This is a genomic window from Kribbibacterium absianum (genome assembly GCF_030067705.1).
GTDB classification, from domain to species: domain Bacteria; phylum Actinomycetota; class Coriobacteriia; order Coriobacteriales; family Atopobiaceae; genus Kribbibacterium; species Kribbibacterium absianum.
Genome location: NZ_JASJEX010000001.1, coordinates 53,980 through 78,948 on the forward strand (window position 1 = coordinate 53,980; position 24,969 = coordinate 78,948).

22 protein-coding genes and 3 tRNA genes are annotated in these 24,969 nt (G+C 66.5%); 18 read left to right on the top strand and 7 right to left on the bottom strand.

The annotated features are described in order from the left end of the window. Positions 1–20 precede the first annotated feature (20 nt). The 4 genes from QJ043_RS00230 (at position 21) to QJ043_RS00245 (ending at position 3,399) form a co-directional block, all read left to right on the top strand. A complete protein-coding gene (locus QJ043_RS00230) occupies positions 21–284 on the top strand; it encodes an HPr family phosphocarrier protein (protein ID WP_283712161.1) in 264 nt (87 codons plus the stop codon). 128 nt (positions 285–412) lie between these two features. After that, positions 413–2,116: a phosphoenolpyruvate--protein phosphotransferase gene (ptsP, locus tag QJ043_RS00235; RefSeq protein ID WP_283712162.1), complete on the top strand. Its 1,704-nt coding sequence runs from the start codon at positions 413–415 to the stop codon at positions 2,114–2,116. Between the two features lie 254 nt (positions 2,117–2,370). Beyond that, positions 2,371–2,877: a DUF5626 family protein gene (locus QJ043_RS00240; RefSeq protein WP_283712163.1), complete on the top strand. Its 507-nt coding sequence runs from the start codon at positions 2,371–2,373 to the stop codon at positions 2,875–2,877. A gap of 201 nt (positions 2,878–3,078) precedes the next feature. Continuing rightward, the gene (locus tag QJ043_RS00245) at positions 3,079–3,399 is read left to right on the top strand and encodes a winged helix-turn-helix domain-containing protein (RefSeq protein WP_283712164.1); all 321 of its coding nucleotides are present in this window, start codon (positions 3,079–3,081) and stop codon (positions 3,397–3,399) included. A gap of 33 nt (positions 3,400–3,432) precedes the next feature. Here the strand turns inward: QJ043_RS00245 and QJ043_RS00250 are convergent, their stop codons facing one another. The 3 genes from QJ043_RS00250 to QJ043_RS00260 all read right to left on the bottom strand — a co-directional run bounded on the left by QJ043_RS00250 (position 3,433) and on the right by QJ043_RS00260 (position 4,982). Continuing rightward, positions 3,433–4,458, bottom strand: coding sequence for a diacylglycerol/lipid kinase family protein (locus QJ043_RS00250; protein ID WP_283712165.1), 1,026 nt, complete (start codon positions 4,456–4,458; stop codon positions 3,433–3,435). 369 nt (positions 4,459–4,827) lie between these two features. Next, positions 4,828–4,902: transfer RNA gene (locus QJ043_RS00255), tRNA-Gly, on the bottom strand. Between the two features lie 3 nt (positions 4,903–4,905). Beyond that, positions 4,906–4,982: transfer RNA gene (locus QJ043_RS00260), tRNA-Pro, on the bottom strand. A 179-nt stretch (positions 4,983–5,161) separates the two neighbouring features. Between QJ043_RS00260 and gdhA the strand changes: the two genes are divergently transcribed. From gdhA to glgB, 7 genes are all read left to right on the top strand, one after another. Beyond that, positions 5,162–6,493, top strand: coding sequence for an NADP-specific glutamate dehydrogenase (gdhA, locus tag QJ043_RS00265; protein WP_283712166.1), 1,332 nt, complete (start codon positions 5,162–5,164; stop codon positions 6,491–6,493). 178 nt (positions 6,494–6,671) lie between these two features. Further along, positions 6,672–6,756: transfer RNA gene (locus QJ043_RS00270), tRNA-Leu, on the top strand. Between the two features lie 154 nt (positions 6,757–6,910). Continuing rightward, on the top strand, positions 6,911–8,251 hold the full coding sequence (tig, locus tag QJ043_RS00275) for a trigger factor (protein ID WP_283712167.1): 1,341 nt from the start codon (positions 6,911–6,913) through the stop codon (positions 8,249–8,251). A gap of 59 nt (positions 8,252–8,310) precedes the next feature. Further along, a complete protein-coding gene (locus QJ043_RS00280; RefSeq protein WP_283712168.1) occupies positions 8,311–8,931 on the top strand; it encodes an ATP-dependent Clp protease proteolytic subunit in 621 nt (206 codons plus the stop codon). A gap of 2 nt (positions 8,932–8,933) precedes the next feature. Next, positions 8,934–10,244 (top strand): ATP-dependent Clp protease ATP-binding subunit ClpX, encoded by a 1,311-nt coding sequence (gene clpX / locus QJ043_RS00285; RefSeq protein WP_283712169.1) that lies wholly within the window; start codon positions 8,934–8,936, stop codon positions 10,242–10,244. A 171-nt stretch (positions 10,245–10,415) separates the two neighbouring features. After that, the gene (locus tag QJ043_RS00290) at positions 10,416–11,807 is read left to right on the top strand and encodes an aminopeptidase (RefSeq protein ID WP_283712170.1); all 1,392 of its coding nucleotides are present in this window, start codon (positions 10,416–10,418) and stop codon (positions 11,805–11,807) included. A gap of 215 nt (positions 11,808–12,022) precedes the next feature. Continuing rightward, positions 12,023–13,843, top strand: a complete 1,821-nt coding sequence (glgB, locus tag QJ043_RS00295) for a 1,4-alpha-glucan branching protein GlgB (protein ID WP_283712171.1) — start codon at positions 12,023–12,025, stop codon at positions 13,841–13,843. A 10-nt stretch (positions 13,844–13,853) separates the two neighbouring features. Here the strand turns inward: glgB and QJ043_RS00300 are convergent, their stop codons facing one another. After that, positions 13,854–14,777 (bottom strand): alpha/beta fold hydrolase, encoded by a 924-nt coding sequence (locus QJ043_RS00300; RefSeq protein ID WP_283712172.1) that lies wholly within the window; start codon positions 14,775–14,777, stop codon positions 13,854–13,856. Positions 14,778–14,877: 100 nt separating this feature from the next. After that, positions 14,878–15,138: a hypothetical protein gene (locus QJ043_RS00305; protein WP_283712173.1), complete on the bottom strand. Its 261-nt coding sequence runs from the start codon at positions 15,136–15,138 to the stop codon at positions 14,878–14,880. A 264-nt stretch (positions 15,139–15,402) separates the two neighbouring features. On the opposite strand from QJ043_RS00305, the gene QJ043_RS00310 reads away from it, so the two are divergent. From QJ043_RS00310 to uriH, 3 genes are all read left to right on the top strand, one after another. Next, on the top strand, positions 15,403–16,326 hold the full coding sequence (locus QJ043_RS00310; protein WP_283722687.1) for a DMT family transporter: 924 nt from the start codon (positions 15,403–15,405) through the stop codon (positions 16,324–16,326). Then, the gene (locus QJ043_RS00315; protein WP_283712175.1) at positions 16,323–16,967 is read left to right on the top strand and encodes an HAD family hydrolase; all 645 of its coding nucleotides are present in this window, start codon (positions 16,323–16,325) and stop codon (positions 16,965–16,967) included. The genes QJ043_RS00310 and QJ043_RS00315 overlap by 4 nt, the downstream gene beginning before the upstream one ends. Positions 16,968–17,077: 110 nt before the next feature. Continuing rightward, positions 17,078–18,043, top strand: a complete 966-nt coding sequence (uriH, locus tag QJ043_RS00320; RefSeq protein WP_283712176.1) for a uridine-preferring nucleoside hydrolase UriH — start codon at positions 17,078–17,080, stop codon at positions 18,041–18,043. Positions 18,044–18,235: 192 nt separating this feature from the next. On the opposite strand, the gene QJ043_RS00325 is transcribed toward uriH, so the two are convergent. After that, positions 18,236–19,282 carry a threonine aldolase family protein gene (locus tag QJ043_RS00325; RefSeq protein ID WP_283712177.1) on the bottom strand — a complete coding sequence of 349 codons (1,047 nt, stop codon included), beginning with the start codon at positions 19,280–19,282 and terminating at the stop codon, positions 18,236–18,238. A gap of 151 nt (positions 19,283–19,433) precedes the next feature. Here QJ043_RS00325 and QJ043_RS00330 point away from each other — a divergent pair, with 151 nt between their 5' ends. The 4 genes from QJ043_RS00330 (at position 19,434) to QJ043_RS00345 (ending at position 23,883) form a co-directional block, all read left to right on the top strand. Further along, positions 19,434–20,483, top strand: a complete 1,050-nt coding sequence (locus QJ043_RS00330) for a branched-chain amino acid aminotransferase (protein WP_283712178.1) — start codon at positions 19,434–19,436, stop codon at positions 20,481–20,483. A 292-nt stretch (positions 20,484–20,775) separates the two neighbouring features. Next, a complete protein-coding gene (hisS, locus tag QJ043_RS00335; RefSeq protein ID WP_283712179.1) occupies positions 20,776–22,131 on the top strand; it encodes a histidine--tRNA ligase in 1,356 nt (451 codons plus the stop codon). Between the two features lie 135 nt (positions 22,132–22,266). Continuing rightward, positions 22,267–23,130 carry an alpha/beta fold hydrolase gene (locus QJ043_RS00340; RefSeq protein ID WP_283712180.1) on the top strand — a complete coding sequence of 288 codons (864 nt, stop codon included), beginning with the start codon at positions 22,267–22,269 and terminating at the stop codon, positions 23,128–23,130. A gap of 282 nt (positions 23,131–23,412) precedes the next feature. Beyond that, entirely contained in the window at positions 23,413–23,883 is a 471-nt protein-coding gene (locus QJ043_RS00345) for a hypothetical protein (protein WP_283712181.1), read from the top strand. Positions 23,884–23,976: 93 nt separating this feature from the next. Here the strand turns inward: QJ043_RS00345 and QJ043_RS00350 are convergent, their stop codons facing one another. Continuing rightward, positions 23,977–24,927, bottom strand: a complete 951-nt coding sequence (locus QJ043_RS00350) for an aldo/keto reductase family protein (RefSeq protein WP_283722688.1) — start codon at positions 24,925–24,927, stop codon at positions 23,977–23,979. Positions 24,928–24,969 lie beyond the last annotated feature (42 nt).

Consider the following 24,969-nt stretch of genomic DNA (forward strand, 5'->3'; position numbering starts at 1 on the left):
ACGTCAAGAAGGAGAAGGACATGGTTTCTGAGACCGTCACCATCATCAACCCCACCGGCCTCCACATGCGCCCGGCCGGCCTCTTTGCCTCCACGATGGGCAAGTTCAGCTCCAACGTCACCATCAAGGGCAACGGCAAGGAGATCAACGGCAAGTCCCCGATGGCCATCATGGCCGGCGGCCTCGGTGCCGGCACCGAGATCGAGATCGTGTGCGAGGGCGACGACGAGGCTGACGCCCTGAAGGCCGCCGTGGACCTGGTGAACTCCGGCCTCGGCGAGTAACCTGCGCTTCAGACTTCGGGGCGCGAGCCCACCTGTGTTACAGCCTGAGGGGCGCCGTTCATGATGTGCGGCGCCCCTTTTCACCCCGCCAGCGAGATGCGCGTCCCCGCGCATGTTTGGAGGCTCTCATGTTCCAAGGCGTCAACGGTTCTGACGGCATCGGCATCGGCGTGGCCCAGGTGGCCGTCGAGCCCGACCTTACCTACACGGCCACCGCGCACAACGACCCGGAGGCCGAGCGCACCCGGTACGAGAAGGCCCTCGACGCCTTCTGCGACCGCACGCAGGCCCAGGCCGAGCGCATGGCCGTCACGGTGGGCGAGGAGGAGTCGCAGATCATGATCGGGCACATCAACATGGCCCGCGACCCGTTCATGATCGACGAGATCAACAACCGCATCAACTCCGGCATGTCCGCCGAGCAGGCCACCGACGAGGTCTGCGACATGTTCTACGGCATGTTCGCCGGCATGGACGACCCGATGATGCGCGAGCGCGCCGCCGACGTGCAGGACATCCGCACGGGGCTGCTCGCGAACCTGCTCGGCAAGGAGGTCGTGGACCTCTCCGTGCTCCCGGCCGGCTCCATCGTGGTCGTGCACGATCTGACGCCGTCTATGACCGCCGACATCGACAAGGAGAACGTCGCCGGCATCATCACCGAGACCGGCGGCCGCACCTCCCACTCCGCGATCATCGCCCGCGCGCTCGAGATCCCTGCGGTCCTCTCGGTGCCCAACGCCTGCACCGTGTGCCGCCAGGGCGACACCGTCGTGGTGGACGGCACCAAGGGCGAGGTCTACGTGAACCCGGACGAGGCCGCGCTCGACGACTTCAAGGCCCAGGCGGCCGCCGCCGCCGAGGCCAAGGCCGCCCTCAACGCCTACCGCGGCAAGCCCACCGAGACGGCCGACGGCGAGAAGGTGCTGCTCGTCGCCAACATCGGCAACCCCGAGGACGCCGCCGGCGCCCAGGAGCACGACGCGGAGGGCATCGGCCTCTTCCGTTCCGAGTTCCTGTTCATGGACTCCAAGGAGCTGCCGAGCGAGGACGAGCAGTTCAACGCCTACCAGAAGGTCGCGCTGCGCATGAAGGACCAGCCGGTCATCATCCGCACGCTCGATGTGGGCGGCGACAAGGAGATCCCGTACCTCGACCTCCAGAAGGAGGAGAACCCGTTCATGGGGTACCGCGCGGTGCGCTACTGCCTCGCGAACCCCGACCAGTACAAGGTGCAGATCCGCGCGCTGCTCCGCGCCAGCGCCTTTGGCGACATCAAGATCATGGTGCCGCTCGTCACCTGCCTTGAGGAGATTCGCCAGGTCAAGGCGCTCGTCAAGGAGTGCATGGCCGAGCTGGACGCCGAGGGCATCAAGTACAACCCGGACATCGAGGTCGGCACGATGATCGAGACGCCGGCCGCCTCGCTCATCGCCGACGACCTCGCCGCCGAGTGCGACTTCTTCTCCATCGGTACCAACGACCTCATCGGCTACACGATGTGCGCCGACCGCGGCAACGACCGGATCGCCTACCTGTACTCCGTGTACAACCCGGCGGTGCTGCGTTCCATCAAGCGCGTCATCGAGTGCGGCAACGAGGCCGGCATCATGGTGGGCATGTGCGGCGAGGCCGCGGCCGACCCGCTGCTGATCCCGATGCTGATCAGCTTCGGCCTGGGCGAGTACAGCGTGTCCGCGCCGTCCGTCCTCAAGACCCGTAAGATCATCAGCGAGTGGACGAAGGCCGAGGCCGACGAGCTGGCCGAGAAGGTCATGAAGCTCAAGACCGCCGAGGAGGTCAAGGACGCGCTGGCGACCGCTGCCAAGTAGGCGCGATTTCTCGTGAACAAAAGGGGCCGGGTGCTCCGCCCGTTGCTGGGCGGGGCACCCGGCCCCTTTTTTGGGCGCAGGGATGCCGTGGGTCGGCTTAGGGTCCGTTGAGTGGGGATTGTGGGGTCATTGAGAGCCTCTTGAGGGTCAGCAGCCCTTCGCGCGGGGCATGATGAAGGCGCCAGGACTCGGAGGGGAGGGTTCGCTCCGGTGATCCATGCTGAACGGGGAATGACAAAGAGGAGAGGGTGAACATGAGCACTCTTCGTACGCGCTGTCATAAGAAGTTGCGCATAGCTCTTGGTTTGGTTGTGTTCGCGGTGTGCCTTTGTCTCGCAACGCCTGCTCAGGCCAAGACCCTCTCTGCGACATTCGACCTAGAGACCTTGCAGCCCCAAAGTAAAACGTTCGTTCTTGAAGACGGGACAAAAGGGGAGCTGGGCATTAGTCCTGTCGTATACCCTGCTTTCTTTGATATGGGTTCCGGAAAGCATACGTACACAGTGTATTGGAACACAGGGACACTCAACACAAGCTTCAAGATTGACATTGATAACTACCGTATAACACGCGGTTACGATAAAACGTTCAGCGGAATATTCACTCGCGTGTCTCAGGAGTTCTCAAACAAAACTCCGAAAAAATACACTCTGAACACAGTTTTTTCGGGAGCTGTGGGAGGAATCACCGTTACTCAGACCCAGCTGCTCACAGGCGAAATCGTCAGTAAGGATCTCCAGACCTACGTGACCTACGCGTAGGAAGATGGGAGGGCTCCGGTGATTTCCGCTTTCATTACGGTCACCTCCCAAAGCCTCGGCCTCGTTCTGGGAGCTGCCCTCCTGGTGGCTATGGGGATATGGGGCGCCGTGCTTGTGCTGGTGCCCTTTCTCAAGGAGGTGCGCGCCCCTGACCCTGCTCCCGCTCCTACGGCAGAGGCTGCAAAGGCTTCGCAGGCGCGTATGGATGAGGCCCCCGCTCCCACCTGGGTGTCTCTGGGCAACGTCAGCTACAGCATCGTGGGCAGGCAGGCGTTCGTGGGTGACCGGGAAGTGCCTCTGAGCCCCATCGAGCACGATCTCTTGCGCTTCTTCTTGGAGCATCCCAACGAGGCGGTCTCGAAGCAGGCCTTGCAAGAGCGGTTCTGGGGATGCAGGGGCCCCGACACGCGCGCCGTCGAGGAGGCCAACCTGAGGCTGCGAAAGAAGCTGCAGGCCGCCGGGTCCACTGCCACAAATGAGGTCGTCCGGGGGTACGGTTACAAGTTCACGGTGCGCGACTGAACGGTGGCGACAGCCCCAAGAGAGGCCTTGCGGCTACTCTCCCCGCACCTTCTCCGAGAGCTTGGTGCCGAGCAGCCCGTCCATCGGGCGGAGCTTCTCGGGCTCCACGCGGTTGGGGTTCCACGGGAAGGAGTTCGGGACGATGACCTCGAGCGCCTGCGGCTGCACCGAGACCTCGAAGCGCCGGCCGGTCATCTTCTCGCCGTCGATCTGCACCGGCGGCTCCTCGTCGAAGGTCACATTGAGGTGCTTGAAGGTCTCGATTTTGACCGTCGGGGAGCTGCAGTGGAGGCCGAGGCGCGTCCGCGCGAACAGCGCGAGCGCGGCCGGCTTGCTCGGCATCCTGGTGTTGTAGCAGAGGTCGAGCTTCCCATCCACCGGGCTCGCCTCCGGACAGATCTTGAACCCGCCGCCGTAGGTGGGGCCCACCTGGCACGCGAAGGCGATCTCCTCGCCCGAGAAGCGCTTGCCGCCGTCGAGGGACGCCGTGTACTTCCAGCCGTGGGTGTAGGAGCGGAAGATGTCGTAGCCGCTCTCCGCGAAGAGGCGCGTGCCGTGGGCGCCTGTGCGCTTGCGGCGCTCCATCGTGTCGAGGGCGATCGCCGCGTCGAGGCCGAAGGAGAGCGTCTCGCAGAAGTAGACGCCGTTGCAGAGTCCCAGGTCGAGCATCATGCGCGTGCCGTTGAGCACTTGGCCGAGGCTCGCGGTGGGGTCGTTGAGCGCTAGGTGGAGCGTGCGCGCGTAGTCGTTGCCGCTGCCGATGGGGATGACGCCGAACGCCGGGCGGCTCCCGGCTTTGATCTTCATAAGGCCGTTGACCGTCTCGTGGATGATGCCGTCGCCGCCGATGGCGATCACCGTGTCGTAGCCCTGCGCCTTCGCCGCGATGCCCGTGGCGTCACCGGGGCCTGAGGTCATCACCATCTTGTAGGCGGTGGTGGCGTTGCTGAAGCTCTGGAGGAAGCGGTCGACGAACTCGGCGGCCTCCCTGCCCTTGCCGCTCTGGGACACGGGGTTGGCGATCACGAGCGTGCGCCCGAGCTTGGTCTTCTCGGCCATGGAGGCTCCTTCGGTATGGGGAACCCCTTCAAAGTAGGCGAACGCCGCGGTTGCTCGCTGTCCCCTCGGACGAAAAACAGCCGCAGTCCACGGAGGATGCGCGAGAGCCGTTTTCCCGCATCTGATCGGCCGGCGTTGCGGGGATGCGTTTCCGCGCATCCGAGGGTCCTGCGTTGTGGGGAACCGTTTCTCCGCAAGCCGCCAGTCCCGGCGTTTACGCCGTGCGGGGGAGCGGGGGCGCCGTTTCCCCGCAAGCGGTTGCGAAAGTTTGCGGGCAACCGTTTCCCCGCAAGCTGCGGTCGCAGTAGCCGCAGGGTGCGGCTGACTCGCCGCAAGAAAAAGGCAGCCCGCAGGCTGCCGAGAAGGATCTGGAGCGGGTGACGGGAATCGAACCCGCGTCTCCAGCTTGGAAGGCTGGGGCCCTAACCGTTGGACTACACCCGCGACTGGTCGGGGCGACTGGATTCGAACCAGCGACCCTCTGCTCCCAAAGCAGATGCGCTACCAAGCTGCGCCACGCCCCGTTCGCAGGGAGCCAGTATACCCCAAGCGCTCGCGGGCGGGACACATGCGTGCGGCACCTCTGTCCCGCCTCTGTCGCACCCGTGACGTGGTTGTTTCCCGACGCCGCCGAGAGGGCGCCCACCGGTTGCCTCGCATTAGACTGGCATCCCAGTTGCCTGTTCCCATCGAGAGGAGCCGCATGACCTATACAGAGCGAGTGGCCGCCGACCTCAAGGCGCGCTACGCCGACCAGCCGGAGTTCGTCCAGGCCGCCACCGAGGTGCTCGATTCCATCCAGCCCGCGCTCGACGCGCATCCCGAGTACGAGCAGGTCGCCCTGCTCGAGCGCCTCGTCGAGCCGGAGCGCGTGATCCAGTTCCGCGTGCCCTGGGTCGACGACAGCGGCACCGTGCAGGTCAACCGCGGCTACCGCGTGGAGTACAACAGCGCGATCGGCCCCTACAAGGGCGGCCTGCGCTTCCACCCGTCCGTGAACCTCGGCATCCTCAAGTTCCTCGGCTTCGAGCAGATCTTCAAGAACTCGCTCACCACGCTGCCCATCGGCGGCGGCAAGGGTGGCGCGGACTTCGACCCCAAGGGCAAGAGCGACCGTGAGGTCATGGCCTTCTGCCAGTCGTTCATGACCGAGCTGCAGCGCCACATCGGCGCCGACACCGACGTGCCCGCGGGCGACATCGGCGTGGGCGCGCGCGAGATCGGCTTCATGTACGGCCAGTACAAGCGCATCCGCGACGAGTTCACCGGCGTGCTCACCGGCAAGGGCCTCTCGTACGGCGGCTCCCTCTGCCGCACCCAGGCCACCGGCTACGGCCTCGTGTACTTTGTCGAGACCCTCCTCAACGACCGCTCCGACTCCTTCGACGGCAAGACCGTCGTCGTGTCGGGCGCCGGCAATGTGGCCATCTACGCCATCGAGAAGGCGCAGTTCCTCGGCGCTAAGGTCGTGACCTGCTCCGACTCGACCGGCTGGGTTTACGACCCCGACGGCATCGACGTCGCGCTGCTCAAGGACGTCAAGGAGGTGCGCCGCGAGCGCCTGACCGCCTACGCCGAGGCGCGTCCGTCCGCCGAGTACCACGAGGGGACCGGCGTCTGGTCCGTGCCCTGTGACATCGCGCTGCCCTGCGCGACCCAGAACGAGCTGGACCTCGACGACGCCAAGGCGCTCGTCGCGAACGGGTGCACGGTGGTCGGCGAGGGCGCCAACATGCCCACGACCCGCTCCGCCACCGCCTACCTGCAGGAGAACGGCGTCGCGTTCTGCCCGGGCAAGGCGTCCAACGCCGGAGGCGTCGCGGTGTCCGCGCTCGAGATGAGCCAGGACTCCGAGCGCCTGTCCTGGACCTTCGAGGAGGTCGACGACCGCCTCAAGAAGATCATGGCGGGCATCTACGCCAACGCCTCCAAGGCGGCCCTCGACGCCGGCAAGCCCGGCGACCTCGTGGTGGGCGCCAACATCGCCGGCTTCCTCAAGGTGGCCGATGCGATGTACGCCCAGGGCATCGTCTAGGCGCACGGATCAGTGTGAAACGAGGGGTCTCTCCGGCGACGGGGAGGCCCCTCGTTCTTTGTGGAGGCAATGTCAGGCATGAGTGGGTGCCGCTGCTCCCTTGACAGAGAAGAACGTGTGTTCTATACCAAGAGGCAGAGAAACGAGGGAGAGCAGCCCTTTGCTACACTGGCCGGACGCGGACATGGCGGAACTGGCAGACGCGCTGGATTTAGGTTCCAGTGGGGAGACCCGTGGAGGTTCGAGTCCTCTTGTCCGCACCAGAGCGAATGTGCAGGGGCCGTCGGCGTGGTGGGCGGCCCCGCTCGCGTTTTGACCAGCTGTGCCAAGTGGCGCACAATAGGCCGTTGGTACAGGTAAGGTGGGCGAGCAGTCGCCCTATCGGCCGCGAGGAGCGGCCCGTTTTCAGGAGGAACGTTGGACATCACCGTCACCGCGGAGGAGCCGAAGGACTCGAAGCTCGTCGCCACCCTGACCGTCCCGGCAGCCGACGTGGATCGCGCGATCAAGGCAGCCTACAAGGAGGTCGCGAACAAGTACAACTTCCAGGGCTTCCGCAAGGGCAAGGCCCCGCGCCCCGTCATTGACTCCATGGTGGGCAAGCAGAACATCCTGGCGGACGCCACGAACGACGTCCTGGCCCAGGCCGAGCCGCTGCTGCTCGACCAGCTCGATATCGTGCCCGTGGGCGATGTGGACTACGGCGAGAACCTCGAGCCGGTGGCCGAGCACAACGACTACGTGGTGACGGTGACCATCGACCTCATCCCCGAGGCCGAGCTCATCTCCTATGACCCGGTCTCCATCAACATGCCCCCTGCGGAGGTCACCGACGCCGAGATCGACCAGCAGCTCGAGGTGCTCATGGGCTACCAGGCGCACTACGACGAGGCCGAGGAGGGCGCCGAGGTGGCGACCGGCGACATCGTGAAGGTCACCGTCAAGGACATCGAGAACGGCGAGCGCTTCGCCGGCGACGACCGCATGCTGATGACCGGCTCCGGGATGCTGCCCGAGGCCCTCGAGGAGGCGCTCGTGGGCATGAAGGTCGGCGACTCTAAGGAGGTCGCCTTCGAGATGCCGGGCGCTCCCACCGAGGACGACCAGGAGCCGGAGCCCGTGCACGTCGTGATCGACGTGACGCTGAATGAGATTCAGGTCAAGCACGTGCCGGAGCTCACGGACGAGTTCGTCGACAGCGCCTTCGGGTTCGAGAACGTTCAGGCTCTCCGCGACGCCGTGGCGGCCGAGATCAAGGCCGACAAGGACCAGCACCTGCCCTCCCTCAAGGAGGAGCGCGTGATCGTCGAGCTCACCAAGCGCTCCGAGCTCGAGGAGGTGCCCGAGGACTACGTCAAGCAGGTGCACGACGAGATCGCCCGCCAGTTCCTGCAGGACCTTCAGGCTCAGGGGCAGACGGTGGACTCCTTCCTCCAGATGCGCCACATCACGATGGCCCAGCTGATGGCCGACATGCAGGAGCAGGCCGCCGAGCACGCGAGCCAGTCCATCGCGCTTGACGCCCTGGCCCGTCACCTGGACCTCCAGCTGACCGAGGACGAGGTCAAGACCGAGTTCGCCGACGTCTACGGCGTCAAGGACGTCGACAAGGTCATGGCCGACTTCAAGAAGAACGGGCAGATGCCCGCCGTCCGTCAGACCATCCGCCGCTCTCGCGCTGTCAAGTGGCTGCTCGACACCGCGGAGGTCACCGAGGTGGACGAGGTGGCGGAGAAGCGGGCCGCCGACAACCAGTAACCCCGCACCTCTACCGGGGCGCGTCTGCGCCCCGGGTCTTGTGGGAGAAAGGATGCGCAGTGGTCAACCCAGCCAAGAACATCCCGAACATTCCCTACGTTATCGAGCAAACGCCGCGCGGCGAGCGCTCCTATGACATTTACTCGCGCCTGCTCAACGACCGCATCGTCTTCCTCGGCGAGCAGGTGGACTCCAACTCCGCGAATCTGGTGATCGCGCAGCTGCTGCACCTGGAGAGCCAGGACCCGGACAAGGACATCTCGCTCTACATCAACTCGCCCGGCGGCGACATCTATTCCGGCATGGGCATCATCGACACGATGAACTACATCAAGCCGGACGTCTCGACCATCTGCGTCGGCATGGCCGCGTCGATGGGCGCCGTCATCCTCGCTGCGGGCACCGAGGGCAAGCGGTACTGCCTGCCCAACTCCATGGTCCTGATCCACCAGCCGTCGAGCGGCGTGCAGGGCCAGCAGACGGACATCAACATCGTCGCCCAGGAGACCTCCTACCTGCGCGACCACCTCAATCACATGCTGTCCGACTACACCGGCCAACCTGTCGAGCGGATTCAGCAGGACACCGAGCGCGACAACTATATGCGCGCCCAGGAGGCCATGGAGTACGGGCTCGTGGACAAGGTGATCGCCTCCCGCGTCGACCCGAATGAGGGGTAGCGATGTCGGATTTTGACCACGACCACGACCACGACGACAAGCAGCTCCACTGCTCGTTCTGCGGCCGCACTCGCGACCAGGTGCAGAAGCTCGTGCAGGGGCCTGCCGGCGTGTTCATCTGCGACGAGTGCATCAGCACCTGCAGCGAGATGATCAACGCCGACCTCCCGCCCGAGGAGGCCGCCACAGGGATGCTCATCGAGCACCTGCCCACGCCGCACGAGATCTACGACGAGCTGAGCGAGTACGTGATGGGTCAGGAGGCGGCCAAGCGCGCGATGAGCGTGGCCGTCTACAACCATTACCGCCGCATCATGAACGGGCCGTCCGGCGCCGCGCAGCCCGCAGCCTTCGATGAGGACCACGAGGAGGTCGAGCTCGCGAAGAGCAACATCCTGCTGCTCGGCCCCACCGGCACCGGCAAGACGCTTCTGGCCCAGACGCTCGCGCGCTTCCTCGAGGTGCCGTTCGCCATCGCGGACGCCACCACCCTCACCGAGGCGGGGTACGTGGGCGAGGACGTCGAGAACATCCTGCTCAAGCTCATCAACGCCGCCGACGGCGACGTCGAGCGCGCGCAGGTGGGCATCGTCTACGTGGACGAGATCGACAAGATCGCCCACAAGGCGGAGAACTTCTCGATCACGCGCGACGTGTCCGGCGAGGGCGTGCAGCAGGCCCTGCTCAAGATCCTCGAGGGCACGATGGCGAGCGTCCCGCCCCAGGGCGGTCGCAAGCACCCGCAGCAGGAGCTCATCTCGATCGACACCACCAACATCCTGTTCATCTGTGGCGGCGCGTTCGTCGGGCTCGACAAGATCGTGGCGGACCGCATCGGCAAGAAGGGCATCGGCTTCGGCACCGACCTTGGCGCCCGCGTGGAGGAGGCTGAGGACGAGCTGATGAGCCAGGTGGCGCCGGAGGACCTTCACAAGTTCGGCCTCATCCCCGAGTTCATCGGGCGTATCCCGGTGGTGACCAACACGCAGCAGCTCACCGAGGACGACCTCATGGACATCCTCACGACGCCCAAGAACGCGCTCGTCAAGCAGTACAAGCGCATGTTCGAGATCGAGGGCGTGGACCTCGAGTTCGAGGACGACGCGCTGCGCGAGATCGTCGCCAAGGCCATCGAGCGCAACACCGGCGCCCGCGGTCTCCGCGCCATCTGCGAGGAGGTGCTCCAGGACACGATGTTCGACATCCCGTCCGAGTTGGACGTGGTGCGCGTGGTCGTGACCAAGGAGTCCGTGGACGGCTTGGAGCAGCCACGGCGCATCACCGCCGAGGTCGCCCGGGAGCTTGCGTCCTAGGGGCGCCGCTTGTGACAGAGAGAACAGGAAACGGCGTCCCTCAGGGGCGCCGTTTCTCGTGGGGTTGTGTTTCTCGTTTTGGCGTGGACATGGTCCACGATCTCCCGGCGAGCGGTATAACCAGTCCGTTGGCGCAGGCGGCGCGGGAGCGCCCGAGACGACGGAGGGTCCATGGAGCGAGAGAACGCCTGGAAGCGCTTGTCCGAGGAGCAGCTGGCGGAGCTCGAGGAGCTGAACGACAACTACCGCACCTTCATCAGCGAGAACAAGACCGAGCGCGAGTGCGTCCAGGCCGCCGTCCGACTGGCGGAGGCCGCCGGCTACGTCCCGCTCGACGACCTGGTCCGTGCCGGCACTCCTGTGACGCCCGGTACGAAGGTCTACGTGAACACCCGCGGCAAGGCCCTGACGCTCTTCAACGTGGGCACCGAGCCGCTCGAGGGCGGCCTCAACATCCTCGGCGCGCACGTCGACAGCCCGCGCCTCGACATCAAGCAGAACCCGCTCTACGAGAAGTACGACCTGGCGCTGGCCGACACCCACTACTACGGGGGCCTCAAGCCCACGCTCTGGGTCGCCACCCCGCTCGCGATCCATGGCGTCATCGTCAAGAAGGACGGCACGACGATCCCGGTGCGCGTGGGCGAGGACCCGAACGACCCGGTGTTCTGCATCTCCGACCTGTTGATCCACCTGGCCTCCGAGCAGATGAAGAAGCCGCTCGCCGAAGCAGTGGACGCCGAGAACCTCGATGTGATCCTCGGGAGCCGCCCGCTCGTCGTCGAGGGCGACGAGCTGGAGCAGAAGAACCCGGTCAAGGGCCTCTTGCTCGACATCCTCGCCAAGCGGCTGGGCATCGAGGAGGAGGACCTGCTCTCCGCCGAGCTCGAGGTGGTGCCGGCGGGCCCGGCCCGCGACATGGGCCTCGACCGCTCGATGATCCTCGGCTACGGCCACGACGACCGCGTGTGCGCCGCCACGTCCCTCTACGCCCAGTTGGCCGAGGAGAACGTCGCGCGCACGAGCTGCTGCATCCTGGTGGACAAGGAGGAGATCGGCTCCGTCGGCGCCACCGGCATGCAGGCCCACTACTTCGAGAACGCCCTCGCCGAGCTCATGGAACTCGCGGGCGAGGGCGGCGGCCTCAAGCTGCGCCGCGCCCTGGCCAACTCGCGCATGCTGTCGAGCGACGTGTCGGCAGCCATCGACCCGGCCTACGCCGACCGCTTCGAGGAGAAGAACGCCGCCGTGCTCGGCCACGGCCTCTGCTTCAACAAGTTCACCGGGTCTCGCGGCAAGGGCGGCTCCAACGACGCCGACGCCGAGTACATGGCCTTCATCCGCTCGGTGATGGACGGCGCCGACGTCGCGTTCCAGACCTGCGAGCTCGGGCGCGTCAACGCCGGCGGCGGTGGCACGATCGCGTACATCATGGCGCTCTACGGCATGGAGGTCATCGACTCGGGCGTGGCCGTGCTGTCGATGCACTCGCTGTGGGAGGTCGTCTCGAAGGTCGACGTTTACGAGGCCTATCGCGGGTACCGCGCCTTCCTCCAGGCCTAAGTCTGGACGCTTCGGTCAAAGCTCAATGTCCACGCTCCAGGGGACTAAAGCGTGGACAAATGGCTCTGACCGAAGCGTCCAACCGTGGACAAATGGCTTTGACCGAAGCGTCCGCGGACCGTGGGTGCCGTTTGACCGTGAATGCCGTTCACATTGGGGCACGAACCATACTTCTCGGTGAAGCGTGAGACGGGCGCAGGGGAAGGCGGGGCTCCATGGACGGCACGGGTCTGCAGGCGTTCTATCGTGGCGACGAGTTCGACGCGTACGAGTACCTCGGCTGCCATTACGAGCCACAGGCCACGACGTTCCGGGTCTTCGCGCCGGCCGCTGCGGGCGTCGACCTGATCGGCGACTTCAACCAGTGGCAGCCCGTGGCCATGAGCCAGGTCTACGACGGCAACTTCTACGAGCTCGCCGTCCCTGGCGTGGAGCTCGGGCAGTTCTACAAGTACCGCGTCCATCAGCAGGACGGCCGCGTCGTGGATCACATGGACCCCTACGGCTACGGCATGGAGCTGCGCCCCAACACGGCGTCGGTCGTGCGGACGCTCGACTGCCACGAGTTCCACGACAAGGCCTGGATGGATTGCCGAAGCCGCTGCTACGACCGACCGCTCAACATCTACGAGGTCCACGCGGGCTCGTGGCGCACCCGCGAGGGGGCAGAGACCGTCGAGGAGGGCTGGCTCACCTACGACGAGCTCGCACAGCGGCTGCCTGCCTACGCCAAGCAGCATGGCTTCACGCACATCGAGCTCATGCCCCTCTGCGAGTATCCCTCCGACGAGTCCTGGGGCTATCAGGGCTACGGCTTCTTCGCGCCCACCGCGCGGTACGGGGACGTGGCCGGGCTCAAGGCGCTCGTCGATGCCTGTCACCAGGAGGGCGTCGGCGTGCTGCTCGACTTTGCGGCCGTGCACTTCGCGGTGAACGACTACGGCCTCGGCACTTTCGACGGCACGGCGCTCTACGAGTTCCCCTCGGCGGACGTGGGCTACAACGAGTGGGGGAGCAAGAACTTCAACCACTCGCACCCCATCGTTCGGAGCTTCCTGCAGTCCTCCGTGCACTACTGGCTCGCCGAGTACCACATGGACGGCGTGCGCGTGGACGCGGTCAGCAACCTCATCTACTGGCAGGGCGACCCCGGGCGCGGCGTCAACGCCGGCGCGGTGCAGTTCCTGCAGAACCTGAACGACGGCATCCACCGCCTGGAGCCCACGGCCATCATGGCCGCGGAGGACTCCACCAACTATCCCGGCGTCACGCATCCCACGCACAAGGGCGGCCTCGGTTTCGACTACAAGTGGGACATGGGCTGGATGAACGACACGCTCGACTACTTCCGGCTGCCGCCCATCGCACGCCAGGGCGCCTACCACAAGCTCACGTTCTCGATGATGTACTTCTACGACGAGCGCTACCTGCTGCCGTTCTCCCACGACGAGACCGTGCGCGGCAAGGCGACCATCGTGCAGAAGATGAACGGCCAGTACGAGGGCAAGTTCTCGCAGGCCAGGGCGCTCTATGCCTACATGTACGCGCACCCGGGCAAGAAGCTCGACTTCATGGGCAACGAGCTCGGCCAGATGCGCGAGTGGGACGAGAAACGCGAACAGGACTGGATGCTCCTGAGCTACCCGGTGCACGACGCGTTCCGCACGTTCCGGGACGAGCTGTCGAGGCTGTACGACGACGCGCCGGCGCTGAGCCAGCAGGACTACCAGCCGCACGGCTTCGAGTGGGTGGACTGCAGCGCCGAGACGCCCTGCTGCTACGCGTTCGAGCGACGCGCACAGGGCCAGCGAATCCTCTGCGCGTTCAACTTCGGCGACCTGCCCCGCGCCTACGAGCTCGCGCCCGAGGGCGTCGGGACGCTCGAGGAGCTGCTCGACACCGACTGGCAGAGGTTCGGCGGCGCGACGGCGTGCGCGCCGGTCGCGCTCGAGCCCGAAAAGGACCGCGTGACGCTCGAGCTGGCGCCCTTCTCGGCGCAGTTCTGGCTCGTGAACGAGAAGGCTCCCGAGGAGTAGCGGCCCCGCGCTACCCGCAGCAGACCGTCTCCACGAAGTCGGCTACATCGTCGAAGACCAGCCGGCGGTCCCTCTCATTGAGGATCTCATGGCGCATGCCCTCATAGAGCTTGCCGGTCACGTTCGCGTAGCCACGGTCGCGCAGGAACTGCTGCGACTCCCGCCACTTCTCGGCGCCGCCGATTACGGGGTCGTCCGCCCCGGCGATGAAGAGGATCGGTAGGTCGGGGTTCTCCCGGGTCCAGCCCTCCGCGTCGAACGCGTGCGTGATGAGGAGCATCAGGTTCTTGTAGCCGTTGAGCGTGAAGCCGAAGCCGTCGAGGGGGTTCGCGACGTAGGCGAGGACGTTCTCCTCGTTCGCAGAGAGCCACCGGAGCTCGTGGTCGCCAGGGAGCCCCTTGTTGTAGGGGCCGAACACCAGGCCCCGCACGAGGCCGGACTTGGCGCGGTCCCCCTTCACGGCCGTCACGGTCGCGACCGCGGCCAGCCCCAGGCCCGTGGCGGCGTTGTTGAACGGCGCGCCGCACAGCACGAGGCCCTGGATGTCCCTGTCGTGCTCCTTGAGGAACACGCGCGCCACGAGCGAGCCCATCGAGTGGCCGAAGAGCACGAGCGGCTCGTCGGGCCAGCGGCGCCTCAGCACGGCTTGCACGGCCACGACGTCGTCGACGATGGCCTGGGCGGAGTCGTCGTAGAAGTAGCCGAGGTCGTCGGGGCTCCGAACGCTCTGGCCGTGGCCGCGGTGGTCGTGGATCACGCTCGCGAAGCCGCGCTCGGCGAGGAACTCCATCAGCGGGAGGTAGCGCTCCTTGTGCTCCTCCATGCCGTGCGAGAACTGCACGAGCCCGCGCACGGGGCCCCGTGGCTCGACGACGATGCAGCTCAGCTCCAGCCCATCGAAGGGGGAGACGACGGAGAACTCCTCGGTGCGCATGGGGCTCCTCTCGGGTTCGTATCGGAATCGCTGAATACATCCTAGACAAAACGAGCCGGCGCCATGGGGACGCCGGCTCGAACAATCTATGACGTGCACCCTACAGCACGAAGTACATGGCCACGACCACCGCGCACACCAGGAGCAGCACGCCCCAAACGGCGTTGGCCATGCGGATCCCGTCCAACGATGACATCTTGTCGGCGACCTTCTTGACCGGGGGCGCCGGGTCGACGATCAGGGCCGGCATCGAGAACGCGATCTCGCCGGAGGCCGGCTCCTCAATGGGCAGCTCCCCGCCACACGTGGGGCAATAGCCGGTGTCGTTCGAGACTTCGCGGTGGCAATTTGGGCAGCGCATCGGGTCTCCTTCCGCTCGTCACTCTCGGGGCATCAGGTTGCTTATAGCTACCATACACGATGTCTTCACAATTGTGCGACGGATTGGGAAAAGGAGGGCGTCCTCTCGCGAACCCGTCTCTCACAATGGCCAAGGTGTTCCATGCACAACGCTGGGCTGTCGAGGGTTCTTCGCTGCATCGCGGTTGTGTGTCTTATACAGAGCTTTGCCCAGCAACGGCCGAACGATGCGGGGGGATCCGTGAGCGGTAGAACCGATCTGTCGATGAGAGAGCAACTGGGGCGGCTGGCCCGGTCCGCCGGGTTCTGCAAGGTCCTGCTCGTGTGTTGCGCGCTCATCTGGGGCTCCTCGTTCTTCCTGATGAAGGACGTGATGGACCTCGTGCCGCCGTTCTGGCTGCTCGCCATCCGCTTCACGATGGCCGTGGCCCTCATGCTCGTCGTGTTCTGGAAGCAGTTCAGCTCTCACCTGGACCGGCGGACCATCTCGGTGGGCCTCGTGATCGGGTTCCTCGAATGGGCGGGCTACGCGGTGCAGACGCTCGGGCTCACGCTGACCACTCCGGGCAAGAACGCGTTTCTCACCGGCACCTACTGCGTGATGGTGCCGTTCTGCGCGTGGCTCCTCGGGATGGGGCGCCCGAAGCGCTACGACGTCGTGGCGGCGTTCGTGTGTTTGGCCGGGCTTGGGCTCGTCGCGCTCGACAACGGGTTCCCGCTCAACGCCGGGGACCTGCTCACGTTGCTCGGCGCGGTGTTCTATGCGCTGCAGCTGGTGGTGGTGGCCAAGGAGGGCCAGGAGCTCGACGTCTGGGCGATAACCGCCTGGCAGTTCATCGTGATGGCGCTCGCGTCTTTGGTCTGCGGACTGGTCTGGGAGCAGCCGCCGGCGATCTCGACGCTCCTGGAGCCGAACGTGTTCTGGCCGTTCGTGTACTTCGGCGTGGTCTGCTCGTTCTTCTGCCTCACGGTGCTCAATTACGCGTTCACCAAGGTGGACCCCACCGAGGGCGGCATCCTCTCGTCCCTCGAGTCGCCGAGCGGCGTGCTCTTCAGCGTGCTGGCCGGCCGTGAGGTCCTGACCGGGCGTCTGGTGTCCGGGTTCGCGCTGATCTTCCTGGCGGTGCTCATCTCGAACGCCTACCCAGCGTGGCAGGAACGGTGGCAGGCGAGAAAGGCGCGAAGATGACGATGGCGAACCTGGCTGCCGCGCTGTTCGATTTCGACGGCGTGGTGGCGGACACCGAGCCCCTGGTCTCTGCTCAGGACCTCGAGGCGTTCCGAACCTTTGGCATCGAGCCCACCTGGGACGAGCTCTACTCGTTCGTGGGCACGGACGGCTACGGGCCGGCGCGCGCCGTGTTCGAGAGGTACGGCGTGGACGCGACGTTCGACGACCTGCGGAGCCCGGAGCGCCACGCGGACCGCATCGAGGTGTACCTGGACCCGTCGCTCGACGCAATGCCGGGGATCCGCGAGTTCATCGCCGGCCTACGGGAGCGCGGGCTGAAGACGGCGCTCGTGTCGACGTCGCCGGCGCGGCACCTGCTCGCCGGGCTCAACCGGCTGGGGATGACGAGCTGCTTCGACGCGATCGTCTCGGGCGACCTCACCGAGCGGCACAAGCCGGACCCGGAGCCGTACGCGCGGGCGTGCGAGCTGCTCGGCGTGGTGCCGGGGGAGTGCGTGGCCTTCGACGACTCGCCGTCGGGCATCGCGAGCGCCAAGGCGGCCGGCTGCTACGTGGTGGGGTTCACCGGGTCGGTGGTGCGCCAGGACACCTCCGAGGCCGACGAGACGCTCGCGTCCTTTGAGGGCCTCGTGCTGTAGCGCGCCGCTCGCCGGACCTGTGCCGCCGATCCCGGCCTCGAGTGCAGGATTCTGGTTCGACGGGTTATAAGGCATCGTGTTGCATATCTGTGCTCAGGAGGCGATGTCTTATGGCGAAGAAGATCATCCTGGACTGCGACCCCGGCCACGACGACGCCGTGGCGATGTTGCTCGCCCACGCGAACCCCGAGATCGAGCTGCTCGGCGTCACGACCATCGGCGGCAACCAGACCCTCGACAAGGTGACGCACAACGCGCAGTGCCTGGCCACGGAGTACGGCATGGAGGGCGTGCCCATTCACGCGGGCTGCGACCGACCGCTGCTGCGCCCGGTGAACCCTGCGGCGAAGGAGCACGGCGAGAGCGGCCTGGACGGCGTGGTGCTGCCCGAGCCGGCCCCGCTCTCGGAGGGCCACGCGGTGGACTTCATCATCGACACCATCATGGAGAACGAGCCGGGCACCGTCACGCTCGTGCCGACCGGGCCCCTCACCAACATCGCGATGGCCGTGCGCAAGGAGCCGCGCATCGTGGACCGGGTGAAGGAGGTCGTGCTCATGGGCGGCGGCGTGCACGTGGGCAACCGCGGCCCGGTGGCCGAGTTCAACATCTGGACGGACCCAGAGGCGGCGAAGATCGTCTTCAACGAGCCGTGGCCGATCACGATGGTGGGGCTCGACCTGACGCACCAGGCGCTCGCGACCGATGAGGTGGCGAAGAAGATCGCCGATCTGGGCGGCCCTGTGGCCGACTTCGTGCTCGGGCTCTTCACGTTCTTCCGCAAGGCGTACCAGGACTCGCAGGGCTTCGAGTTCCCGCCGGTGCATGACCCGTGCACGGTGGCGTACCTGATCGACCCCGACATCGTGAAGTGCGTGAAAGTGCCCATCGACGTCGAGACGGCGCCCGGCATCACGAACGGCATGACGGTGGCGGACTTCAACGCGCCCATCGACGAGACGGTGCACACGCAGGCCGCGATGGAGCTGGACTTCGACGGCTTCTGGAGCCTCGTGGTCGACGCTATCGACCGCGTGCAGAAGAGCGGCAAGGGCGCGCCGGCGCCGCAGCGCTAGGGCACGCGGTCAGTGGGGCCGTTTCCCCGCAAGGTTATGCGGGGAAACGGCCCCTTGCAGATGGGTGTCACGACAAAACCCCATGTCATCGTCCTGCCGACCCCCGGGGCGTCGTCGTTTCCGCGCAAAGAGGCCACCAATCTTGCGGGGAAACGGCTCCCCACAGGAGCGATGGCCCCGCTGGGCCCACGTTCAACACCCGTCGCGCCTGAGCGTGCGCGCCAGGGCGAGCAGCTCGCCGACGGACTCCGGGGTCGTCGCCCAGCTGCACACGAAACGGATCACGCGCCGTCCGTCCGGCATCTGTAGGAACGTCTCGCAGCCGCAGGCCTCCGCGAAGGCGTCGCCCACGGCGTCGGGCACGACGAAGAACTGCTGGTTGGACGGGCTCGCGAGGTATGGCTCGTAGCCCAGCTCCAACATGCCGTCGCGCAGGCGCAGCGCCTGCTCGTCCGCGTGACGCGCGAGCCGCCAATAGAGCCCGTCCTCGAAGGCGGCCGAGAACTGCACGCCGAGCAGGCGCCCTTTGGCCATCAGGCCGCCGCGCTCCTTTTGCAGGTACGGGAAGTCGCGGCGCAGCTCCGGGTCGCGGACCACAACGGCGTCGCCAAAGAGCATCCCGTTCTTGGTGCCCCCAATGGTGAAGGCGTCCGCGCGGCCGGCAAGGTGCTCGAGCGTCAGGTCGTTGGCCGGTGACTCGAGCGCCGCGCCGAGCCGCGCGCCGTCCACGTAGACCTTGCAGTCGTGCTCCGCTGCCCAGTCGCAGATGGCATCGAACCTCTCGGCGGTCCAGACGCCGCCGAACTCCGTCGAGTCCGTGATGTAGAGCAGCCGGGGGCGCGTCATGTGGCGACCGGTCCCCGTCTGGAACCGCCACACGCGCTCGCACTCCTCGGGCGACAGGAACCCGTCGGCGTCCCGCGTCGCCAGCGTCGTGCGCCCGCAGGCGCCGATGGCGCCCGTCTCGTGCGTGGCGATGTGCGCGTCCGGCGTGCAGATCACGCCCTCGTAGTCGCGCAGCATGCCCGCCACGCAGATGAGGTTCGCGCTCGTGCCGCCGATGCAGAACTCCACCATCGCGTCGGGCTGTCCGCACGCCTCGCGGATCAACTGTCGGGCGCGCTCGCAGTGAGGGTCGCCCTCGGTGTAGCCCACGGTCTGCTCGTCGTTGGTGGCGACGAGCGCGGCGAGGATCTCGGGCGCCGCGCCCTCGGAGTAGTCGTTCTGGAAGCTGCGCATCGAATGCCCTTCTCGAACCCGTGGGAGACAGTGCCTTCCTTTTTCTCACGCCGTCTTTTCGGGTTCGTGTCACAGGACACCCCGGAAACCGCAGCGATCCATTGCCGTCCTACAATCGCCGCCAACCTTGAAGACCGTCGAGGAGGCATTTATGGCGCAGGAGAAGAAGGACATCGACTGGGGCAGCCTGACGTTCGCGTACCAGCCCACGGACTACAGCTACGTCTGCAACTGGAAGGACGGCGAGTGGGACGAGGGCGGCCTCACCGCCGACCACACCGTCACGCTGTCCGAGTGCGCCGGCATCCTGCATTACTGCCAGGAGTGCTTCGAGGGCCTCAAGGCCTACACCACCGATGACGGCAGCATCGTGTGCTTCCGCCCAGACCTCAACGCCAAGCGCATGCACGATTCCGCCGAGCGCCTCGTGATGCCGCCGTTCCCCGAGGACAAGTTCGTGGACGCGGTCAAGCAGGTCGTGGCCGCCAATGCCGCGTGGGTGCCGCCGTACGGCTCCGGCGCCACGCTCTACGTGCGCCCGATGATGTTCGCGACGGGAGAGGTCATTGGCGTCGCGCCAGCTTCGGCCTATCAGTTCCGCATCCTCGTGACGCCGGTGGGCCCGTACTTCAAGGGCGGCGTGAAGCCGATCACGATCCGCGTCTCGCCGTACGACCGCGCCGCTCCCCATGGCACGGGCAACATCAAGGCCGGCCTCAACTACGCGATGAGCCTGTTCGCCGGCGAGGAGGCCCACGCGCTGGGGTATGCCGAGAACCTCTACTTGGACAGCCAGTCCCGCACCTACGTGGAGGAGACCGGCGGCGCGAACGTGCTCTTCGTCGACGAGAACGGGACCCTCGTGGTCCCGCAGAGCGCCACGGACTCGATCCTGCCCTCCATCACGCGCCGCTCGCTCGTGCAGGTGGCCGAGGGCCTTGGCATGACGGTGGAGGAGCGACCGGTCATGTGGGCCGAGGTGCTCGAGGGCCGCTTCACCGAGTGCGGCCTCTGCGGCACGGCGGCCGTGATCAGCCCGGTGGGCAAGATCGTGGACGGCGACGACACGGTGACGTTCCCGGCCGGCGAGACGGAGATCGGCCCTGTGATGTCCAAGCTCCGCAACACCCTCACCGACATGCAGGCGGGCACGATTCCCGCGCCCGAGGGCTGGGTCGTGACGGTGGTGCCGGCGGAGTAACGGGCGAGGCCGGACCGTTCCCACCACCCAACCCGGCTTCCGAGCGGCGCAAATGGTCGGCTCAGAGAGGGTTGAGGGGTGAGCTTTGGGAGCACCTCCACCCAACCCTCGATTCAGAGCCCTCAACGGGGGCTCCCAGGCAGGGTTGGGTGGAGGTGCTTTCGTCTTTCACCACCCAAACCCCGCCTTGGGTCGCTAAAACGGCTCCCGGGAGGCGGTTTGGGTGGCGGTGCTCGGGCTTCTCGGCGGCGCGGCTATACTGAAGCGACTGAAGCTCACGCAAGGAGGCGCCATGCAGGCCAAGAAACCCGAGGGAACCGAGGACCTTTTCGGCGCGCGGATGCGCGCGTGGCAGGCGATGCAGGCCACGGCCGCCGACGTCTTCGGGCGCTACGGGTTCTCGGCCATCGAGACGCCGGCAATGGAGCAGGTCGACGTCTTTGTGCACGGTATCGGCCAGTCCACCGACGTGGTGCGCAAGGAGATGTTCCGAGTGTTCTCGGGGCAGAACTTCGCCAACGTGCTCGAGGCCGGCACGGACGCCAAGCTCAAGCCGGGCAAGCGTCTGGCGCTGCGCCCGGAGGGCACGGCCGGCTTCGTGCGCGCCGCCGTGGAGAACACCTTCGTGCCGCAGGGCGGGGCGCCGGTGAAGATGTGGTACGCAGGCCCGATGTTCCGTGGCGAGCGAGTGCAGAAGGGGCGGCTGCGCCAGTTCCATCAGGTGGGCGCGGAGGTGCTCGGCGCGCCGGATCCGGCACTCGACGCCGAGGTCATCATCATGCTGATGGACTTCTACGAGGAGCTGGGTCTCGACCGCTCCAAGATGCGCCTGCTCATCAACTCGATGGGCGACCCGGCGTGCCGCCCGGCCTACCGCGATGCCGTTGCGACCTTTATCCGGGAGCACGCCGACGAGATGTGCGAGGAGTGCCTCGTGCGCGCGGACACCAACCCGCTGCGCGCCTTCGACTGCAAGAACGACGCCTGCCGCGCCGTGATGGCCGACGCGCCGCTCATCACCGACGCGCTCTGCGACGAGTGCGCCGAACACTACGCCAAGGTCAAGCAGTACCTGGACGAGGCGGGCATCGCCTACGAGGAGGACCCGACGCTCGTGCGCGGGCTCGACTACTACACGCGCACGGTGTTCGAGGTGCAGGTCACCGAGGGCATGGGTGCGCAGAGCGCCATCGGCGGCGGCGGCCGCTACGACGGCCTGATGGAGCTGGAGGGCGGCAAGCCCACGCCGGGCATCGGATTTGCGGTGGGCTTCGAGCGCATCATGCTGGCCCTCGAGGCGCAGGGCGTGAACCTGGCGGGGCCGGAGCCCACCTGTGTGTACGTGGTGTCGGCGGCGCCGGAGTGCCGCGACGCTGTGTTCCGGGCGTGCCTGGGCCTGCGCCGCGCGGGCGTGACGGCCGAGGCGGACTACCAGGGCCGCTCGATGAAGAGCCAGATGAAGCAGGCCGACAAGCACCACGCGCGCCTCTGCGTGATCATCGGGCCGGACGAGCTGGCGGCCGGGGAGGCCACGGTGCGCGACATGCGCACCCACGAGCAGCGCTCGGTGCCGCTGGAGAACCTGGCCTGTGACGTGCGCGACCTCGTGAACGACGACGCCTTCGCGCAAGCCGACTTCCCGGCCTGACCTGCAAAAGGGGACGGAGCACTTTCGCAGGTGGTTTGATAATCGATTTCCATAGAGCCGTCGGGTTCGCATCACGCATCGTATGACCTGCAAATAACGCTCTGTCCCCATTTTCACAATGACGGAGGGCGAGCCATGAGGTTCCACGCGGTGGGCAAGGACGGCGGCGCGCCGGTCGCGGGCGCCCCTTACGTCATGCTGCTGTCGCCCGAGCTCTGCGGCTGGTGGGCCATGGCGGCCTTCTCGGCACAGCTGGGCGCCCAGGGCTACAACACGGTGGTCTGCACCTGGGACGGCTTTGGCGAGGCGGCCGACGAGCCGTTCCCGGGCATCGGCGAGGAGGCCAAGCGGGTCTGCGAATGGGTCGAGAAGAATGTGCCAGATGGCCTGCGCGCGCTGGTCGGCTGCGGTATGGGCGGTCAGGTGGCCGTCGAGGCCCTCTGTGAGGACTCGCGCTGCGCGAGGGCGCTGATGGTCGGCGACGTCCTCTGCGAGAAGGTGCCGGGCACGGCCGGCTCGGCCAAGCTCACGGCGCTGGCGTTCATGATGATGGGGGCACCGGCGGCCATGGTCATCACCGCCGCCATGAACTATGACCAGATTCAAAACGTGATGCGCGAACGGCTGCCCAGGGTGAAGAAGCGCCGCCGCTACCTGGCATCGCAGATGGACGGCCTCGGCATCCCGCGCGCCCTCGCCCAGCAGTTCGCCGAGTCGGTCGCCGTGACCCCGCGCAAGACCGCCTCGGCCATGACGGACGCGGTGCAGGAGTGGCGCATCCCTCGGGACATCTCGGCCATCCGGTGCCCGGTGTTGGTGACCGCGAGCGGCCTCGAGACGCGTCCGTACCGCGATAGCGCCAAGGCCCTGCATGCCGCCATCAAGCAAAGCAAACTTCAGGTGGCGCGGGACCTTGGCCGCAACGAGCTGTACCTGCGGTACCCACAGCGCGGCGCCGAGGAGTTCCTGACGTTCCTCGGGGGCGCCGGGCTCCGCTAGCTAGAGCTGGACGCTTCAGAGAGAGCCATTTGTCCACGGTTGGACGCTTCGGTCAGAGGCATGTGTCCTTGCCACGAGAGCTGCCAGTCGCCCCACGGGAACGCATGGAGCCTTGGGGTTCGGAAATCGTGGGAAACCTGATGTGTGTCGGAGGGGGGACCGCAGATACCATTAGTGAGATCGAGCGGTCCGGGTTTGGAGGCGATGTCGGTGACGAACGTCTTTGCGCGTGCCTGGGCCTCCGGCCTGCGGAAGGTGCTCACGTGGGGCTGGGGGGTTGAGATGGCACTCCTTGTGCTGGCGCTGCTCAACTCTCTGGAGCCGTCCGAGTGGGTCGCCTACGGGTCCGATCCCTGGTGGGTGCTCTACTTCGTGCTTGTGGTGGTGACGATCTTTATTGCAACGGTGCCCGGGCTCGTGATTGTCCTTTGGTGTGTGGCCCGCTCGGTCAAGAGGCGCAGCGATTGGCACTCGTTGCGGGCTTGGACGTCTGTGGTCGGATGCGTCGCTCTGTGCGTTCTGACGTTGCTCGCATGCGCGCAGGTGGCGAAGTGTGGGGGAGCGTTGGCCGGCATAGACGGCGACAGCCTGGGCGCGTGGTTCAGATTTCTCGGCCCAGGGCTCGACATGGCGGTTCCTGACAAGACCGTGTTCTACGTCGTCCCGCTTACGGCGGCCTCTGTCCTCGTCACCGAGGGCGTGGGCTACGGGGGCGCCCTCTTGACGGCGTGCGCGGGCGGCGGTCGCCCGTAGCGTGAGTCGGCCTCCAAACCAGAGGGCCGCCCGTCCCCGTGGACCGGCGGCCCTCGCTGACACCCCTCTGAGGCGTCCGGTTTCAACGGTGCGCTACAGACCCTTGATGGCGTCCTTGAGGTTCAGCTTGTCGAGGGCGGCCACATCGGCATCCTCGATCGCAAAGCCCAGCTCCAGGTTCTGCTGCAGGTGCGCGGGCACCACGGTCTTGGGGATCACGGCGAAGCCCTTCTGCAGCAGGTAGCGCAGACACAGTTGCGCGGTGCTCACCTGGTACTTCGTGGCCATGGCCGCAAGGTCGTCGTTCTTGAGCACGTTGCCGTGCCCGAGCGGGCAGAACGCCTGCAGCTGGATGCCCTTGTCGGAGCAGTACTCCATCAGGTCCCAGGGCATGTTGCCGATGTAGGCGCAGGTCTGCAGCACCGCCGGAACGGTGGCGCCGTCGGCGAGCAGGTGCTCCATGTCGTCGACGCTGAACTGCGAGAGGCCGATGGACCGCGTCCAGCCGGTCTTCACGGCGTCCTCGAGAGCCAGCCACACGGCGCGGTTCTCGTCGTAGAAGTGGCCGCACGTGTCGGGGTCCTCGTCCATGTACTTCCAGGGGCGCGGCGCGTGGATCAGCACGAGGTCCGCGTAGGGCATCTGGAGCTTGTCGAGGGACAGGTGGATCGAGTTGTACGCCAGCACCTGCTGCTTGAAGTCCGCGTCCACCTTGGTGGTCACGAAGACGTCGCCGCGCTCCAGGCGCAGCTGGTCCAGCGCATGGCGCACGCCGTTGCCCACGCCGGCCTCGTTCTCGTAGACCTGCGCGGTGTCGAAGAGCCGGTAGCCGTCCTTGGCCGCCTGCTCCACGAGGGCCGGGCAATCGCCGTCGGGGGTGAGCCAGGTGCCGTAGCCGATGGCCGGCATCTCACGGCCGGAGTTGAGCGTGAAGGTCAGGCTGGACAGGTTGTCCGTCTGGGTGACGGGCTCGTTGCACTTCATGGATGCCTCCCGGAAGTTGGGGTCACAGAGCGGGACGCCGCTCGTGGCTCTTATATCCATGCTCGTTGCCGGGACTCGCGGAATGGTCGGCGCCCGGGTTGG

What these genes read in the sequence shown, in the direction of transcription:
- QJ043_RS00230 (WP_283712161.1), top strand. Translation starts at nt 21, where the DNA reads ATGGTTTCTGAGACCGTCACCATCATCAACCCCACCGGCCTCCACATG.
- ptsP (WP_283712162.1), top strand. Translation starts at nt 413, where the DNA reads ATGTTCCAAGGCGTCAACGGTTCTGACGGCATCGGCATCGGCGTGGCC.
- QJ043_RS00240 (WP_283712163.1), top strand. Translation starts at nt 2,371, where the DNA reads ATGAGCACTCTTCGTACGCGCTGTCATAAGAAGTTGCGCATAGCTCTT.
- QJ043_RS00245 (WP_283712164.1), top strand. Translation starts at nt 3,079, where the DNA reads ATGGATGAGGCCCCCGCTCCCACCTGGGTGTCTCTGGGCAACGTCAGC.
- QJ043_RS00250 (WP_283712165.1), bottom strand. Translation starts at nt 4,458, where the DNA reads ATGGCCGAGAAGACCAAGCTCGGGCGCACGCTCGTGATCGCCAACCCC.
- gdhA (WP_283712166.1), top strand. Translation starts at nt 5,162, where the DNA reads ATGACCTATACAGAGCGAGTGGCCGCCGACCTCAAGGCGCGCTACGCC.
- clpX (WP_283712169.1), top strand. Translation starts at nt 8,934, where the DNA reads ATGTCGGATTTTGACCACGACCACGACCACGACGACAAGCAGCTCCAC.
- QJ043_RS00290 (WP_283712170.1), top strand. Translation starts at nt 10,416, where the DNA reads ATGGAGCGAGAGAACGCCTGGAAGCGCTTGTCCGAGGAGCAGCTGGCG.
- glgB (WP_283712171.1), top strand. Translation starts at nt 12,023, where the DNA reads ATGGACGGCACGGGTCTGCAGGCGTTCTATCGTGGCGACGAGTTCGAC.
- QJ043_RS00300 (WP_283712172.1), bottom strand. Translation starts at nt 14,777, where the DNA reads ATGCGCACCGAGGAGTTCTCCGTCGTCTCCCCCTTCGATGGGCTGGAG.
- QJ043_RS00305 (WP_283712173.1), bottom strand. Translation starts at nt 15,138, where the DNA reads ATGCGCTGCCCAAATTGCCACCGCGAAGTCTCGAACGACACCGGCTAT.
- QJ043_RS00310 (WP_283722687.1), top strand. Translation starts at nt 15,403, where the DNA reads ATGAGAGAGCAACTGGGGCGGCTGGCCCGGTCCGCCGGGTTCTGCAAG.
- QJ043_RS00315 (WP_283712175.1), top strand. Translation starts at nt 16,323, where the DNA reads ATGACGATGGCGAACCTGGCTGCCGCGCTGTTCGATTTCGACGGCGTG.
- uriH (WP_283712176.1), top strand. Translation starts at nt 17,078, where the DNA reads ATGGCGAAGAAGATCATCCTGGACTGCGACCCCGGCCACGACGACGCC.
- QJ043_RS00325 (WP_283712177.1), bottom strand. Translation starts at nt 19,282, where the DNA reads ATGCGCAGCTTCCAGAACGACTACTCCGAGGGCGCGGCGCCCGAGATC.
- QJ043_RS00330 (WP_283712178.1), top strand. Translation starts at nt 19,434, where the DNA reads ATGGCGCAGGAGAAGAAGGACATCGACTGGGGCAGCCTGACGTTCGCG.
- hisS (WP_283712179.1), top strand. Translation starts at nt 20,776, where the DNA reads ATGCAGGCCAAGAAACCCGAGGGAACCGAGGACCTTTTCGGCGCGCGG.
- QJ043_RS00340 (WP_283712180.1), top strand. Translation starts at nt 22,267, where the DNA reads ATGAGGTTCCACGCGGTGGGCAAGGACGGCGGCGCGCCGGTCGCGGGC.
- QJ043_RS00345 (WP_283712181.1), top strand. Translation starts at nt 23,413, where the DNA reads ATGGCACTCCTTGTGCTGGCGCTGCTCAACTCTCTGGAGCCGTCCGAG.
- QJ043_RS00350 (WP_283722688.1), bottom strand. Translation starts at nt 24,927, where the DNA reads ATGGATATAAGAGCCACGAGCGGCGTCCCGCTCTGTGACCCCAACTTC.